The sequence below is a fragment of the Streptomyces sp. NPDC003032 genome (assembly GCF_053591415.1).
In genome coordinates, this window is the sequence record NZ_JBSFTT010000001.1 from 119,409 (window position 1) to 135,025 (window position 15,617).

Genomic DNA, 15,617 nt, shown 5'->3' on the forward strand with positions numbered 1-15,617 from the left:
CATGGCGCTTGACGCAAGCATTGGCATTGGTCAGGAGTCCACTTACGGGACGCTGTCCGACACCGTTGAAGGTTACGAAGGCCACGCCGACTCGTGGAAGGCGACCCGAGAGTTCATTGAGTCTGTCGGCTTCCGCGCCGGTATGCAGACCAACCGCGCTGATCGCCGGAACATCGTCAACATGGGCGGTGAGGGTGAAATTGAGGTGGATGTTCTCGACGCGGGGGCAGGGTCTCTCTTCGCTGCGGCGTTCGACAAGCACACCGTAACGAGCAATGGCGACGGTACGCGTACGTGGGTCTTTGAGACTTCGTCCGACATGCTGTCCCCTTCGTTCTCGGCGCAGATGGTTCGCCCCACCGTGGACGGTACGAAGGTTGCGTACAAGCACCTTGGTTGCGTCGCCACTGAGTGGGAGCTGACCGCAGAGACCGAAGAGGCATCCATCCTCACGGTTGGCTTTGACTTCCGGGATGTGACCCACTCCAAGGTTGCGGCTGACATCGTTGCGCCGAAGTACCCCACTGAGTCGTACCCGTACGACTGGACGCGGACGAGCATTGCGCTGAGCCGGGACGGTAGCGCTGTACCGCTCAACGCGACGAAGCTTGAGCTGTCCGGAGACCGTGGCCTGAACGTCGACCGTCGCTTTCTGCGGGGGAACGCGCTCAAGGAGAAGCCCGTTCGCAACGCCATGCCGACTTACGAAGGCAGCCTTGAAGGTGAGTTCTCGGTTGACTCGCTGAGCCTGTATGAAGCGTTCGTTGCGGGTGAGATCTGCGGGCTCACGGTCAACATGACCGGCCTAATCCCTAAGACCTTCCTCAAGGTTGAGGCTCCGGCCGTTCAGTTCACGGGTGAGTCTCCGGAAGCGTCTGTTGATGAGCTGACGTTGCACAACCTTCCGTTCCGAATTCTTGACCCCGGTACTGCGGGTGTTGCCGCGATCAAGGTCACGTACACGGAGCCGGGGCCGGCCACGCCGTAAGGAGTCCGCTCATGTCCCGTAGCAACTACACAGTTCAGGTTGACGGTCTCCGTGAGTTTCAGCGGAACGTGAGGCAGCTACGGGACAAGGAGCTGAATAAGACGATCCGGGGTGCGAACAAGAAGGCCGGTGACCTTGTTCTTCCCGCTGCTGTGCGTGAGTCCCCAGACGGGAAGAGGGATGCGAAGTCGTCCAAGAAGTACCGTCCGGGTCGTCTCGACAAGAGCATTAAGGTTGTCGCTTCTCAGAAGTCGGTGGCTATCAAAGCGGGCTCAGCGTCCCGTGTTCCCTACGCTGCCGCAATTCACTTCGGTTATCGGAAGCGCAACATCAGCCCGAACCGATTCCTTTACCGCGCGATGGCTAGGAAGTCTACGGCTGTCAGCGCGACGTACGAGCGGCTGATATCTCAGATCGTTCACGATTACTTGGAGAGTTGATATGCCCGCTCAGAAGCCGAAGCCTGTTGCTGACGACGTTCTGTCTCTCAAGATGGACAGCCTTACCGTTGGTGAGATTTGCGAGATTGAAGAGGTCATTGACGGTCCGCTTGACGGCATGGCGAAGGCCGGAGTCAAGAAGGGCAAGCTGATTCTTGCCATGGCATACGTGGTCAAGAAGCGCTCCAACGCCGACTTCACCCTTGAGGACGCGAAGAACCTTCGGATTGAGTTCAAGGGGAAGGCGAAGGCGGACCCTACCGCGCCCAACGCGTCGTAGCGTGCGCGCGCCTCATAGGCCACTTCAAGGGGCTTACGTGGCGCGACGTGCAGTCCCTTGAGCTGAGGGACTTTCGCGCGTTGGTGGATCAGATGAGCGACGACCTTGAGGCGCAGGAGAAAGAGAGCAAGCGCGCTCAACGTGGGGGACGTGGCCGGTCGGCTGGCGGTAACGGGGAGCGCCGTACTCCCGTAATGACTTAGGGGGTGCGCTGTGGCTGATCCCATTCGGATCACACTCATTGGTGACGCGGACGATTTGACTCAGACGCTTGACGATGCGGGTCAGGAAGTCAGCAAGTTCGGAGAGATTGCCGGAGGGCTTGCTCTCGCTGCGGGTGGTGCCATTGCCGCCGGAATCGGCATGGGCATTATGGAAGCGCTCGAACAGGGGGCAGGCGCGGACGTGCTTGCCGCTCAGTTGGGCGCTTCTCCCGCTGAGGCTAAGAAGCTGGGTGAGGCTGCCGGAGCCGTCTACTCGGACGGTTACGGGGAATCCGTGGCTGACGCGAATGAGGCTCTTAAGGCTCTTTGGCAGCAAGGGCTAGTTCCCGCTGGGGCTACGGCTGACGAAATGTCGAACATTTCGAAGCAAGCCATGGACGTTGCGACGGTCTTGGGCGACGAAGTCGGGCCGACCGCCAACGCCGTTGGTCAGATGTTGAAAACCGGAATGGCGAAGAACGCTCAGGAAGCCTTTGACATTCTGACCCGTGGCGCCCAGACCGGCGGCAACAAAGCTGAAGACTTGCTTGACACGTTCAACGAATACTCCACTCAGTTCCGAAAGCTGGGCCTTGACGGTAAGACCGCTATGGGCTTGATCTCCCAGGGTTTGAAGGGGGGTGCTCGGGACGCTGACATTGTGGCGGACACGTTCAAGGAATTCAGTATCCGTGCCATTGACGGCAGCGCGACGACCATTGCGGGCTTCAAGGCAATCGGTCTGAACGCCGACGACATGCGCACGAAGATCGCTGCCGGGGGTCCCGCTGCTCAGGAAGCGTTGGGACAGACGCTAGATAAGCTCCGTGAGATCAAGGACCCTGCCGAACGCTCAGCGGCTGCCGTGAACCTCTTTGGTACTCAGGCTGAGGATATGGGCGAAGCGCTTTATAAGCTGGACGTTGACACGGCTGTTCAGTCGCTGGGCAAGGTTGATGGTGCTGCCAAGAAGGCCGGCGACACCATGCACGACAACGCGGCGAACAAGGTGAAGCAATTCACGCGGGGACTTCAGACCGGAGTGGTTGACTTCCTAGGCGTGGCGGTAATCCCAGTCGTTGAGCAATTCGCCCAGAAGCTCGCAGTTGTCGGCTCTGCCATTCAGACAGCCGCGTCATTTGTAGCTCAGCACAGTACGACGTTCAAGATTATCGCCGGAGTGATCACAACCCTTATCCTCCCCGCGCTCGTGCGGTGGCTCATTCAGCAAGGCATCACGGCTGCCGGAGTGATCGCGGGTTGGGCAACGACGGCAAGCGCTTCGATCACCTCAGCGGCAACTCAGGTGGCTAGCTCGTGGGCAACCGTCGGAGGGTGGATAGCAGCGGCAGCACGAGCCGTTATCTCCGGCGCTGTGATCGTCGGTCAGTGGGTGTTGATGGGCGCTCAAGCAATGATCCAAGGTGCCCGCATGGCAGCGGCATGGTTGATTGCCATGGGGCCGATTGCTCTTATCGTTGCCGCGATCGTGGGCCTTGCACTAGTCATTTGGCAGAACTGGGACACGATCAAGGAGTACACCCTTTCTGCGTTTGACGCGGTGTGGGGGGCAATCAAGGCGGTCTTCGGATTCATCAAAAACCTGTTCCTCAACTTCGCTGGGCCCGGTCTGATCATCAAGCATTGGGACACGATTGTTTCAAGTACGAGGGGTGCCTTTTCCCGGGTTAGAAGCCTAGCGAAGAGCGGGCTTGACGCGGTGGTCAACTTCGTCACGAGCCTCCCCGGACGAATTCTCAGCGCCAGCCGTTCGATCCTGAGCGCCGGAAAGTCCATTGGTGGCTCCGTCATTGACGGGATCAAGAGCGGGCTTTCCAGGCTGGGAGGGTTCGCAACGTCACTCGCCTCCGCTGTGGGCCGCGCCGCGAAGGGTGCCATAAATGGGGTTGTCGACCTGTTGAACTGGGCGATTCCGAACAAGCTGGGTTGGGGCAAGCTCAGCATTGATCTGCCTGACAGTCCCATTCCGAAGATCCGCGCAATGGGTGGTCCCGCGTCAGGCGTGGTCCGTGTCGGCGAGCGTGGACCCGAAGAGGTCTACCTTCCGAACGGTTCTCGCGTCGTCCCGAACCACTCCCTTTCCGGCGCCAGCGGAGTGACGGTCAACGTCAGGTCAAACGCCGACCCGTTCGCGATTGGGCGTGAAGTCGCATGGGCGCTGCGTACGTCGCCGGCATAGTCAGCCCACTCTCAAGAGTAGGCAAGAAGAGGGGGATGGAATGGCGGAGTTGAACGACTGGACGTGCGACTACAACGGGCTAGTCATGGGGGAACCCGACTCCGCCATTTCCATCGTTGCCGTTGACGGGTTGCTGACGCTGCCGGAGATCAGGTCATCTGACTTGACTCTTGTGCAGCGCCACGGCCTGTACGCGGGTGACGACTACATGGACGGCCGAACGGTGACCGTGACCCTTGAGGTTTACGGCAGCACGCGTGAGGAGTTCACTCAGGCGCTCGTCAATCTGCAATCGGCGTTCATGCCCGGAGAAGTTGAGAAGCCTCTTCGCTTCCGCTTTCCGGGCGTGGCCAACGATCAGACCGGGTACATCATGGCGCGTCCACGGAGGCGGAGCGCGCCACTTGACCTGAACTTCGCCAACATGGTTTGTAACGTCGTCGTTGAGTTGTACTCCACGAGCCCGTACGTGGTAGGCGACAAGCGCCGAGAAGCTGTGGTGCGGAGCTACGCGCGCGAAGAGGACATGTCCGGGCTCACCTTTCCTGCCGCTGTTCCGTGGCAGGTGCATGGTTCGGGTGTCACTCCGGCCGATCCGGTTACGTGGCTATCACAGTACGGGTCGGTCGCCGCTCGTCCTCAAATCGTCGTCACGGGCGGAGCCTCCCCCACACTGTGGGACGACACAACGGGCTGGAATTTCTCCGTGAACTATGACGGGGACTTTGTAGTTGACAGCGCCGGAAAGACCGTTACGACAACGCACGGGGACGACATTACGGGGCTCGTCAAAGCAGGGTCCGTCTGGCCTGAGTACGGCCCTGGGCTTCATCGACTCAGGCTGACGAGCCGAAACGAATTCACTTCCGCGCGAGCGGTCATTTCCTGGGTCGAAAGGTGGGTCTGACATGGCGGGTTTCGCATGGTTCCAAGAAGGCGTTACGTACGGCGGTAGCGACCTTGCGGGCTTCAACAACCTCAGCGTGCCGCGTCTCGGCATGACCCACCTGTTTGCGTCCACTTCTGAGTTCCTTCTGAACAGTGACCAGGATGCGCGTACGGTCGCCGTTGGTGCTGGGAACGTGCTCATGGGTCTCGCTGCGGGTGGCGCAACTTGGGCGTGGTCACCGGGCGCAACCGTTGCTGTCCCGACCGCCTCAAGCACGAACCCGCGTAGAGACTTGATCGTTGCCCGACTCACTACGGTCGCCACTGACGGTACGAACGGCGTGGCTGTCGAGTTGGTTCAGGGGACTCCGGCGGCAACTCCGGTGGCTCCGACTCGCCCCGCTGACGCTGTGGCGCTGGGTTGGGTGGACGTACCGAAGGCCATGACCACGTTCACGTTGACCGTCACGCGGTATCAGGGGCAGTACCGAGATCAGGCAGCGTTGGCCGGCCGTGGCGCTATCGCCATTGATTGGGCGGGACAGCTTCCGGCAGCGTCGACTGTGAGCGTTGGCGCAACCGTGTACGACATTGGCGCCAATCAGCGCTGGACGCGGAAGAGCGACGGTACATGGTTCACGGCGGACCCCGGCCCATGGAAGCTGTGTACCCCTCAGAACGTGCAGGCCAAGGACGGAACCAACGTCACCGTGTCCGGCGCGCTGTATGTCCGTGAGGACTCCACGAAGTGGGAGTTGAGTGGTCAGCTCACGTTTAGCCCTTCCAAGGATCTTGAGCAGCTTGTCCTTCCGGCGCTCGTTCCGTCCGGCATCACGCGCCCCACTCAGAACACTTACGGCTCTTCGGGCCAGACCTTCGGAGCCACGTCGGCGAGTGGTGTCGGTCGCTTCGCACTCATGGCGAACGGCTCAATTGAGTACGGCTGCGACGGTGTGATCGCGAACCTGTACGCCAACGAACAGTTCAGCAAGAGCCCGTGGAACACGGCTTAAGCAACCTGCTCTTAAGAGTGGGTTGGCTAGGGGGATGACATGCTTGCCGCTCGCTATGAAGTAGCGCAGACGGACGCTCAGACCGGTGGGGTTGTCGCGACCCTGCCGGTTGCTGGGATCAGTTACACGGAGACCTTGAACGGGGCGGGCTCCGCGTCGGTGACAATCCCCCTCACAGCGCCGGAAGCCGACCCGACCACCCTTTACCCGGGCGCTTCCGGGATAGCCATCCTGCGGGACGGTGAGCCGGTTTGGGGCGGGCTTCTGTGGACGGCTGCCGCTGATCTAACCACCGGGACGCTCACGCTGAATGCGTCGGGATACCACTCGCACTACGCGGGCAGGGTGCTGTACAGCGGCTACACGCGCAAGGCTGATCAGGCTCACCTTCTCCGCGATTGGTACGAGGCGTGCAACACGGACAACGGCATTGCGACAGACGTAAGCCGGCTTACGACCACTGGACGGATACGGTCACGGACGTGGACTCGGTACGAGCTGAAGAACGTTGCTGAGGCCGTTCAGGAGTTGGCCGAAGACGCGGGTGGCTTCAACTTCCGATACGTGCCGTACTGGACTCCGAACGGCCGGATAGGTAACCGGATTCTGAAGTCTGACCGGGCTCAAAACGCAATCCCCTTCGCTCTAGTACACAAAGAGAATTGCAACGTGACTCAGGTCAGTTACGACAGTGCAGCCATGGCCACGCACGTGTATGCGGTCGGTGCCGACAACGGCAACGGGTCGAAGCTTGTCGGCATTGTGGAGAACAGGGAACTCCAGGCACGTATACCGAGCAAGGCGATAGTCCAGACGTTCGGTGACGTGAAGACGACTCAGACCTTGTTCGACAAGGCCAAGGCTATACGTGCCGCCGGTTCTGAGCCCGTGGCGATTCCTTCGCTGACTCTGTATCCGGGCGCGTACAGCCCTACTGAGTTCGTTCCCGGTGATTTCGGCGCTGTGCAAGCTGACCATGGGTACGTCTCTCTCCTGTCTGACTTCGTAATTACGGAGCGGAAGACGGACGTTGACGCGAACGGTACGGAGTTGACTTCGCTGTCTCTCGCTAACAAGGAGTTGTTCACGAGTGCCGACTAACGCCAACGCGCTTCCACCTTCATTGATTACTGAGCTCAGCGAGATCAAGCGCCGGCTGAACGCCATTGAGCGCGCCCCTGATGTCCTCGCAAAGTTCGACCGGTACCCAACGACTGAATGGGCTGCGATCGGACGCGGCAGGGTGGGCGGCAACGTGTGGTCGTCGTGCGGAATCGCCAACGTGACCGGTCTCGTGTATGACCGCATTGAGGCGAAGTTCATCACCGACAACATGATCACGAACAAGGCTGAAGCTGAGATTCGCTTCGCCGCATTCCGCCATTACGGCAACGCTCAGCGTGAGTGTGTCAGCGCGTCCCGCTCCTTCGTCATCCGTGGCGATACGACCCGGAGAATCGGCACCTGCATTTTCCAATGGGTACACGGAATCCCCTACGGTTGGGATTACGAAGACGGGGACGCGACGTACACGATTGAGCTTCAGCACAAGTACGTGAAGGGTCCCACTGCGGAGGTTCCCGACCGACGGCAGATCTTCGCGTTCAACAAGGCTGTGAGCACGAATGCGCCGGACGGTGGCGCGCTCGCAATGCCGAATAACGAGAGTTTCGCTACGGCCGTTGTTTCCGAGAACCGACCGGGCGTCTCCGTGGGTTGGGTCACGGTCTCCGACCCGTCGAATCTCGACCCTTACGACGGGTCTTACAGCGTCTCGAATATGCATTACTGCGTGGGCCTTGCCGCTGACCGCGCTCCGAAGGCTTCGCCGGACGGTTGGGGCTATTACACGGGTGGCGACGTAGTGGACGGCAGCGCACCCAACATTAACGATCCGTACTTTTAAGGAAGCGCGCACATGGACCTTTCAACCCTTGTGGGGGCTTCAGAGATTGCGGGTGGTGCTGCCCTCTTCTTGGTGCTCGTGTACCGGCAGGTTAAGACCGGCGCCCGGGACGCATGGCGCGAAGAGGCTGAGGCGCAGACAGCACGGGCTGACCGTCTTGAGCGTGAGTTAAGTCGGCTCACGGAGACCGTCAACGAGCTACGGCGCGAGAACCGTGAGCTTCGTACGCACATTGACCGACTTCTGAGTAGGGGGACAGATGACGCTTCCCAGTGAGAAATATCCGCTTCCCCCGAGCATTGCGACCGTCAAGGTTCACGGGCAGTACCGGGGACCGGACGGCAGGGGGCTACAAGGGTCGGTTACCTTCACGGGGCCGCCGCTTCTGACCTTCCCTGACTCTGACCTGTTCATAGCCGGACCGGTTGTCGCGCGTCTGGACGAGTATGGCAAGTTTGAGGTGACGCTTCCCGCTACGGACAACGAAGGTATGAACCCTTCGGATTGGTCCTACACGGTGAAGGAGAACCTGACCGGTGTGACCGGGGCTCGTACGTATGCGCTGATCCTGCCCAAGGGATCAGGACCCGTTGACCTTGCTGACGTGGCTCCGGCGGACCCAACGACTCCCACATACGTTCCCGTAATCGGCCCTATGGGTCCCGTTGGACCGGAAGGGCCGGAAGGGCCAGAGGGACCGGCCGGACCCATAGGACCCCAGGGTGTGAAGGGTGACCCGGGTAACGGCTCCGTCGACAGCGTGAATGGCCACCTGGGGCCGAACATTGTGCTGGCTTCGGGGGACGTTGGCGCGCTCTCCAAGTCTGGCGGTCAGATCGACAACGGAAGCCTTTCGCTGAATACGACCGCCGGACCGGGAGAACGCACCTTCGCGTTCAAGACGGCAGGGGCTAACCGGTGGGCGGTCAATGTCAGTGACGCGGCTGAGTCGGGCGGAGACGCGGGCTCGAACTTCGAGCTGAGCAACTGGACGGACGCGGGGGCTCGCAAGTCCCCTGTGCTGTTCGCCAGTCGACTTACGGGCAACGTTGGTGTCGGTACGAACAGCCTTGCGGCAAGACTCACGGTCAACGGGGCTGTTGCCCTACGGAACGTGACGGGTGCTCCGGCCGCGTCTTCCGGAACAGCGATCGTCTACAGCGAGGCCGGCCAACTCAAGGTGGTGCAGTCGGACGGCAAGCGCCACACAATCGGCAGCGCTGACGGGCACATTGACGTGCGCGCGCACGGGGCTAAGGGGGACGGTGCAGCCGACGATGCTCCGGTGTTCCGTTCGGCTCTTGCCGCTCTCGCTGCTCTCGGTGGTGGCACGCTGAGAGTTCCGGGCGGAACCTATTTGATGGACTCCGCGTATGGGTCGTGGCCTGCACCCTGCCTGTACGTCAAGGACAACATCACCATTGAGTGCAGTAGTGGCGCGACGATTCGGCGCGGACTGACCATGGGCGTAAACCGGCTCGTGCAGAATTTCGACGGTACAGAATCGAACTCCGGCCACAGCGGACATAGCAACATCCGTATATCGGGTGGTACGTGGGACGGCAACGCGCCTGCCAAGGTGGGCGCTGGGAACATGTTCGCGTTTGCCCATGGCAAGAACATCACGCTTGAACACGTGCGCGTGATTGACCAGCCGAACAACCACGCTGTCGAGTTGAATGCTATCGACGGGGCACGCGTAATCGCCTGCCGCTTTGAGGGCAGCGTTCCGAAGCCGGACAGCCCACAGACCACCGAAGCCATTCAGATTGATGGTGCGTTCGGTGACGTTGGCCTTGAGGGCGGACTTCCGTATGACAACACGTTCAGTCACAACGTCGTGGTGGATAAGTGCCACGTCGGCTCGTCCCCGAAGAACGGTGCATGGGGCGCGCTTGTCGGTTCGCACGCTGGGATTGCGGGTGGTGAATACCGGCGCATCATCGTCGTGAACAACACGATCGCTGACACGCTGGTATATGGCATTCGCGCGTACGACTGGTATGAGTCGGTGATTGCGAACAACTCGATTTACAGCGCTGCACCATCAACCTACCGGTCCGGCATTCGCGTCACATCCGGCAAGTCCAAGTGTGACGGCGTGCTCGTGACTGACAACGTCCTGAACAACGTTGGCGGCTCCGGGTACGGTGCGATTGAAGTTGAGCAACTGAGCGGCGCAACGCTAGCGGGTGGAATCGTCATCTCAGACAACATCGTGAGCGCGTATGCAGGCGACGGAATACGGGTTACCGCTGACGCTCCGCAGATCCACATGAACCTGATTCGCGCCGCGAAGGCCGGAGCCGTGAACGGAATCAACATCATTGAGGACGGCTCACACGGCAATGTCTCGCTTAACCGCGTGACCGGCAGCGTATCGAACGTCATTCCCGCCGGAACCGTTGGCGGTCTCAACGATCCGACTTCCCTCAACCCCACCTAACAACCAACTCACTTAGCCCCCTGGTGCTCGACCGGGGGGCCTTTGCATGCCCAGAAAGGGGCTCGCATGGCTCGATTCAGTGGTGCCACTTGGAAGCCGATTTCCGTCAACTACACATCCGGCGGTCAGCAGGCTGTATATGGCGTGGTCGTTCACATCATGGCGGGCACGCTGCCCGGTACTGATTCTTGGTTCCGCAACCCGAGTGCTCAGGCTTCCTCGCACTTCGGTACGGGCAAGTCGGGTGCGCTGTATCAGTGGGTCGACACAGCCAACCGTGCATGGGCCCAGGGCAACGGCAACCGCATGTGGCTGTCTGTTGAGAACGAGGGGAAGGGCGGAGACAAGCTGACTGACTCCCAGCTCGACCGCAACGCCCAGGTTCTCGCGTGGGCACACAAGACCTACGGCGTACCCCTTCAGGTTGCGTCGGGCCCGAACGGGCGCGGTCTTGGCTGGCATGGCATGGGCGGATCGGCGTGGGGTGGGCACACTCAATGCCCTGGCTCAAAGATCGTCGCTCAGCTTCCGGAGATCGTGAAGCGAGCTAAGGCCATCGTCGGCGGAAGCACTCCCACGAAGCCGCCCACGAAGTACGAGCCCTTCCCCGGTGACGGGTGGTTCAAGAAGAACCCGAAGAGCCCAATCGTCACGGCTATGGGCAAGCGGCTCGTCGCGGTCGGCTGCTCGGCGTACAAGTCCGGCCCGGGGGCTCAGTGGACGGACGCTGACAGGGCTTCGTACGCGAAGTGGCAGCGGAAGAACGGCTACACGGGTGCCGACGCTGACGGTTGGCCCGGTAAGAGCACGTGGGACAAGCTCCGCGTGCCGAACGTCTAGAAGGGGCGAACATGGGTGAGCACAGCAAGGCCGGCGGAGTGTCGGCAGTCAGCGCGGTCTTCGCGTGGGTCGGCAAGCACAAGGCGAAGATCATTGCCTTCGCTGCGGGTGTTGTCGCTGCGGTGACCGCGATCAAGCCCGACTTCCCGGGTGCAGCGGTCATGACTGCACTTCACGCGCTCTTGGGCGTGTAGGGGAATCCCCTCCGCTCCCCTTCCGGTGAGACACACTCCGCCGGAAGGGGAACGATGCGGTACAAGCACGTCGGGTTGATCGGCAAGGCACGGAGCGGCAAGGACAGCGTTGCTCAGCGGCTCGTGCATGGTCGTGCGTACACGCGGGTTGCCTTCGCTGATCCGCTTAAGGCCATGGCGCTACAGACGAACCCGCTCATTGAAACAAGCCCGGGTATCGTGGTCCGCCTTGCTGCGCTGATCAACGACGTTGGTTGGGAGTACGCGAAGGAGCGGTACCCGGAGGTTCGACGGCTCTTGCAGTCCATCGGCCAGACCGTTCGGCTGCACGACGAAGACTTTTGGGTTCGCGTCGCCATGCGGAAGGTGGGCGCTGCCGAGAAGTGGAACTTGCCGGTCGTCGTCACGGACGTGCGGTACGAGAACGAAGCGCTCACGTTGCGGCAACGTGGCTTCACGCTGATCAGGGTCACGCGTCCGGGTGCCGGAGCTGGGGAGAACGCCGGTCACGACAGTGAGACAGAGCTTGACTACGTGAACCCTGACCTGACGATCGGCAACACGGGCACGCTGGACGACCTGAACAGGATCGTCGACAGCCTGCTTCTCCCCCGACGCTGACGCCTAGCCCCTCACTGACTTGCCTTCGGGTTGGTCGGTGGGGGGCTTTTTCGCGACCCCAGAGTTGCATGTGCCTACTCTCAAGAGTAGTCTCCGTCATGTCGAAACAACACGGAGGGGGCGACAGTGTTCAAGCGCGCGAAGGATGTCACGTACGGGGAGATCATCGTCACGGAGGCACCGGGGCTCATGGTGGCGAAGTGCATTGCGTCGAACATGTACACCATGAAGACCGAAATCAAGAACGGGGCCGATCGCTTCACCTTCGGAGCGTACGAAGAGGTTGAGACGCTTACCGCCTGATTCGCACAAGCGGTAAAACTTTGATAACGGGAGTCAACCTACTCTCAAGAGTGGGTTGACCCCTCCGATAGAGTGAGCAAGGCGGGGGTAGCCAGCATGACCGCAGTGACCGCACCGACCGGATACCGCACGTTCTATCTGGGCAAGGGTAAGGTCGTCCACGCCGCCCAGGACACCGACACGGTCACGCTTTGCAAGAAGCCGATTACGACCGTCCGGCTTGCTCACTCCCCTTACATCACGTGTACGCAGTGCGCGAAGGCTGCACTTAGGATGATCACTGACGAGCCGTCAGGCAGCGAAGGAGAACAGGTTATGCCGAAGGCTGGCGCAAAACTTCCGTGGCGACTCACGTTTCAGTACGCCTCCCAGGACAAGGCTTCCAGTAACGCGCACTACGACGCTGAGAGCGCGGAGCGTGCGGCTGACGAAATGCTTGAGACCGCGCGCCTTCGCGAGTCGTCCGTAACCATCACGATCAGCAACCGGGAAACCGGCGAAAGTTACAGCTACCCGAAGGAGAACAACACCATGGCCGCTGCATCCAAGAAGGACACCGACGAACTGATCTCTGACGTTCACGCGAAGGTGGACGAGATCAAGGCGCTTGACTCAAAGGCGAAGGACGCAGCGGAGAAGGCGAAGGAGCTGTACGACGAAGCCGAGAAGATCGTTCGCAAGGTTCCCACTGAGAGGCGCAACAGCCTTCGTGGTGACATGCGTGAGGCTCGTGACGCTGTGGTGAACGCCGCTGCCCCCGAGCCGGCGGAAGCGCCCGCACCCGCGACCACTGCTGTTGTCCGTCAGGCAGAGGACCCGATGGAAATTGAGGGCATTCCAGATCTCGTCAAGCAGGCACAGAAGGCATTCAAGGATGGCGTCAAGTACGGGCTCAAGCTCTCCGAAGTCGGTGAGACCGTCGCGCGCACCATGCTTGAGATGCGTCTTCGCATGACGCACAACGCTTCCGGTCTTCCTGACCTTCTCGCGATCGAAAAGAAGACGAAGAACGCGGCCGGTCTCGTCTACACGGGCGCCCGTGAAGGTGTCGCAGCGACGGACACGAAGACGAACGACGCTCACGACGCGCTTGCGAAGGCCACTCAAAACAAGATGGCTGACATTCTCGTTGACTGGCTCCGGAACTTCGCCGGTTCCCCGGACCCGGACGCTGCCCTTGAGACCGCGCGTGAGTGGTTCCCGGATGCTGCCGCTCTCATGGACGCGAAGGAAGACGCGCGCGCCGCCGGTAAGGAACTTCCGGACGCTCCGGCGGACCTGACCGAAGCGATTTACCGCGTGTACGTGGAAGCTGGTATGCCGCTGCCGCGCTACGGCCGTACGGAGATTCAGCGCTTCAACTACCGCGTGAAGCAGCTCGACACGGTACGCAGTGAGCTTGAAGTCGCTCGTGACGGCCTGGACGAAGACGACATTTCGAAGGACGACAAGGCCGCGCTTGAAGCGAAGGTCAAGGAGCTTGAGGAGAAGGCGAAGGGGATCACGGACGAGATTCCCGCTGAATGGACGGAGAAGGCCACTCCGGAGAAGACCCCGAAGCAGCGTGCTGCCGAGAAGGTCGAGCGGGCTCAGAAGCTCACGACGAGCGTCACGCGGGCAGTAAAGAAGCTTGAGGGTGCGGAGCGGCAGGAAGTCAGCTCGTCGCTCGTCTCGCTGGGTCGGACGCTGATCACGGACGTTACGAAGGACACGAGCAAGTTCAGCGACGACGAGAAGGCGGACCTCAAGTCTCAGCTCGAATCGCTCGTGACCGTTCTCGCCGGCGAAGCAGCCAAGCTGTGAGCGGCAAGCAGGAGTACACAGCAACGCTGACCGATGTGAGCGCCGGATTCAGCAAGGCAACGGCCAACGCGGACACGGTGGTCCTCACGTCGCTCGTCACTGACCGGCGGGACCGTGACCGACCGATTCTTACGGAACTGACAAGCCAAGGTGCACGCAATGTTGCAGCACAGCTGATCGCTGCGGCGGACGAAGCTGAGGCGGCAGTCCGTAACCGTAAGACGTAGCCGACTCGCTACGCTCCGTGAGCCCCGGTCTCTTCCACAGCGGAAGGGGTCGGGGCTTCGTCATGTAGAAGTGCAGATTTGTAAGTATCCCAGGAACAACCATAGAGATCTATTAGCTAAACCCAGCGGCAATGCAAACGTGCACTTCTGCACCTGCCGCTGAGAAGCCCCTCCGCTCAAGGACTAGTGGAAACGAATCCCTGAGCCCGGAAGGGGCACAGCACCATGAGTAAGATCCGCACTATCTACAGGGGCGGCAGTCGCTTCTACCTGAACACGGCGTTCCCGGACAACGTGTACCCGGGCGTGACGAGCGTTATCGGTATGCTGCCCAAGCAGAACTTCTTGGGCCCGTGGAACGCACGCATGACCGCTGAGCTTGCGGTTGACTCCATTGACTTCGTGTCGCAGATGGCAGCGCGCGACCGTGACGGAGCCGTTGACTATCTCCGGGGTGCTGCCCGGCGGTACACGAAGGTTCGGGCCGATGTGGGCAGCAACGCTCACGACCTGTTCGAGCGTCTGATTCGCGGTGACACCGTGTACAGCGTCCACCAGGATCTTGAGCCGTACAAGAAGCACTTCCTTGAGTTCCTGGCAGCCGTGAACCCGGAGCTTGTCAGGGCCGAAGACGTGGCGTGGTCGGACACGCACAAGTACGCGGGCTCTTTCGACGTGATCATGTACGTGTGGCTTGACGACGAAGGCAACCCCACCCCCGACCGCTCCGGCAAGCGTCACCTGATCATGGGTGACTGGAAGACCAGTAAGGCGACGTACCCGGACGTGGCGCTGCAACTGAGTGCGTACGCCAACGCAGACTTCATGCTTGACCCGGACGGCAACCGCACCCCCATGCCTGAGTTCGACGGTGCGGCCGTACTGCACATCACGGATACTCAGTGGGCTTTCAAGCCGGTCGTCATTGATGACGAAGTGTTCGCCGAATTCCTTCGTCTCCGTGGCACGTTCAATTGGGACCGTGACCTGAGCCGGCGCGTTGTCCTCAAGCCGATCGCGTCCAGCAAGAGCCGACTCGTCACCGGTACGCAGCGGAGGGGCTGACCAATGATCGCTACGCACACGAGCCGCATGCATGAGTTCAGTCTTCACATGAAGTCTGACGAAACCGTCGACGTGATCAACGAGTGCGCCGATGCGGTCAACACGGCGCGAGAGCTGGGCATTGACTTACCGAAGCTTGCCGCTGTCCATACGAAGCTGAATGCCCTTCTCGGCAGCAAGGAGCAAACACGCGCGTGACC

Annotated in this window: 17 protein-coding genes; all 17 read left to right on the top strand. The window is 60.9% G+C overall.

Annotated elements, in window-relative coordinates; translation table 11 throughout:
* Window position 1 precedes the first annotated feature (1 nt).
* The 17 genes from ACWDZ7_RS00600 (at window position 2) to ACWDZ7_RS00680 (ending at window position 15,615) form a co-directional block, all read left to right on the top strand.
* Complete coding sequence (locus tag ACWDZ7_RS00600; RefSeq protein ID WP_451793722.1) at window positions 2-988, top strand: phage tail tube protein; 987 nt, start codon at window positions 2-4, stop codon at window positions 986-988.
* An 11-nt stretch (window positions 989-999) separates the two neighbouring features.
* The gene (locus tag ACWDZ7_RS00605) at window positions 1,000-1,428 is read left to right on the top strand and encodes a hypothetical protein (RefSeq protein ID WP_451793724.1); all 429 of its coding nucleotides are present in this window, start codon (window positions 1,000-1,002) and stop codon (window positions 1,426-1,428) included.
* Window position 1,429: 1 nt separating this feature from the next.
* Window positions 1,430-1,708, top strand: a complete 279-nt coding sequence (locus tag ACWDZ7_RS00610; RefSeq protein WP_451793725.1) for a hypothetical protein — start codon at window positions 1,430-1,432, stop codon at window positions 1,706-1,708.
* A 213-nt stretch (window positions 1,709-1,921) separates the two neighbouring features.
* Window positions 1,922-4,111, top strand: coding sequence for a phage tail tape measure protein (locus ACWDZ7_RS00615; protein WP_451793727.1), 2,190 nt, complete (start codon window positions 1,922-1,924; stop codon window positions 4,109-4,111).
* Between the two features lie 40 nt (window positions 4,112-4,151).
* A complete protein-coding gene (locus ACWDZ7_RS00620; protein WP_451793728.1) occupies window positions 4,152-5,018 on the top strand; it encodes a hypothetical protein in 867 nt (288 codons plus the stop codon).
* A 1-nt stretch (window position 5,019) separates the two neighbouring features.
* Window positions 5,020-6,012 carry a hypothetical protein gene (locus tag ACWDZ7_RS00625; RefSeq protein WP_451793729.1) on the top strand — a complete coding sequence of 331 codons (993 nt, stop codon included), beginning with the start codon at window positions 5,020-5,022 and terminating at the stop codon, window positions 6,010-6,012.
* A gap of 39 nt (window positions 6,013-6,051) precedes the next feature.
* A complete protein-coding gene (locus ACWDZ7_RS00630; RefSeq protein WP_451793730.1) occupies window positions 6,052-7,113 on the top strand; it encodes a hypothetical protein in 1,062 nt (353 codons plus the stop codon).
* A complete protein-coding gene (locus ACWDZ7_RS00635; RefSeq protein ID WP_451793732.1) occupies window positions 7,103-7,918 on the top strand; it encodes a hypothetical protein in 816 nt (271 codons plus the stop codon). Before ACWDZ7_RS00630 ends, ACWDZ7_RS00635 begins: the two co-directional genes overlap by 11 nt.
* A gap of 724 nt (window positions 7,919-8,642) precedes the next feature.
* A complete protein-coding gene (locus ACWDZ7_RS00640) occupies window positions 8,643-10,364 on the top strand; it encodes a hypothetical protein (RefSeq protein ID WP_451793733.1) in 1,722 nt (573 codons plus the stop codon).
* A 66-nt stretch (window positions 10,365-10,430) separates the two neighbouring features.
* The gene (locus ACWDZ7_RS00645; protein ID WP_451793735.1) at window positions 10,431-11,204 is read left to right on the top strand and encodes a peptidoglycan-binding protein; all 774 of its coding nucleotides are present in this window, start codon (window positions 10,431-10,433) and stop codon (window positions 11,202-11,204) included.
* A gap of 11 nt (window positions 11,205-11,215) precedes the next feature.
* Window positions 11,216-11,398, top strand: a complete 183-nt coding sequence (locus tag ACWDZ7_RS00650) for a hypothetical protein (RefSeq protein ID WP_451793736.1) — start codon at window positions 11,216-11,218, stop codon at window positions 11,396-11,398.
* Between the two features lie 54 nt (window positions 11,399-11,452).
* Complete coding sequence (locus tag ACWDZ7_RS00655) at window positions 11,453-12,019, top strand: deoxynucleotide monophosphate kinase family protein (protein WP_451793737.1); 567 nt, start codon at window positions 11,453-11,455, stop codon at window positions 12,017-12,019.
* A 126-nt stretch (window positions 12,020-12,145) separates the two neighbouring features.
* Entirely contained in the window at window positions 12,146-12,322 is a 177-nt protein-coding gene (locus tag ACWDZ7_RS00660; RefSeq protein ID WP_451793739.1) for a hypothetical protein, read from the top strand.
* A 96-nt stretch (window positions 12,323-12,418) separates the two neighbouring features.
* Entirely contained in the window at window positions 12,419-14,125 is a 1,707-nt protein-coding gene (locus tag ACWDZ7_RS00665; RefSeq protein ID WP_451793740.1) for a hypothetical protein, read from the top strand.
* Entirely contained in the window at window positions 14,122-14,352 is a 231-nt protein-coding gene (locus ACWDZ7_RS00670) for a hypothetical protein (RefSeq protein WP_451793741.1), read from the top strand. Before ACWDZ7_RS00665 ends, ACWDZ7_RS00670 begins: the two co-directional genes overlap by 4 nt.
* Window positions 14,353-14,577: 225 nt before the next feature.
* Window positions 14,578-15,417, top strand: a complete 840-nt coding sequence (locus tag ACWDZ7_RS00675; RefSeq protein WP_451793743.1) for a hypothetical protein — start codon at window positions 14,578-14,580, stop codon at window positions 15,415-15,417.
* Between the two features lie 48 nt (window positions 15,418-15,465).
* Complete coding sequence (locus ACWDZ7_RS00680) at window positions 15,466-15,615, top strand: hypothetical protein (protein ID WP_451793744.1); 150 nt, start codon at window positions 15,466-15,468, stop codon at window positions 15,613-15,615.
* Window positions 15,616-15,617: the final 2 nt, after the last annotated feature.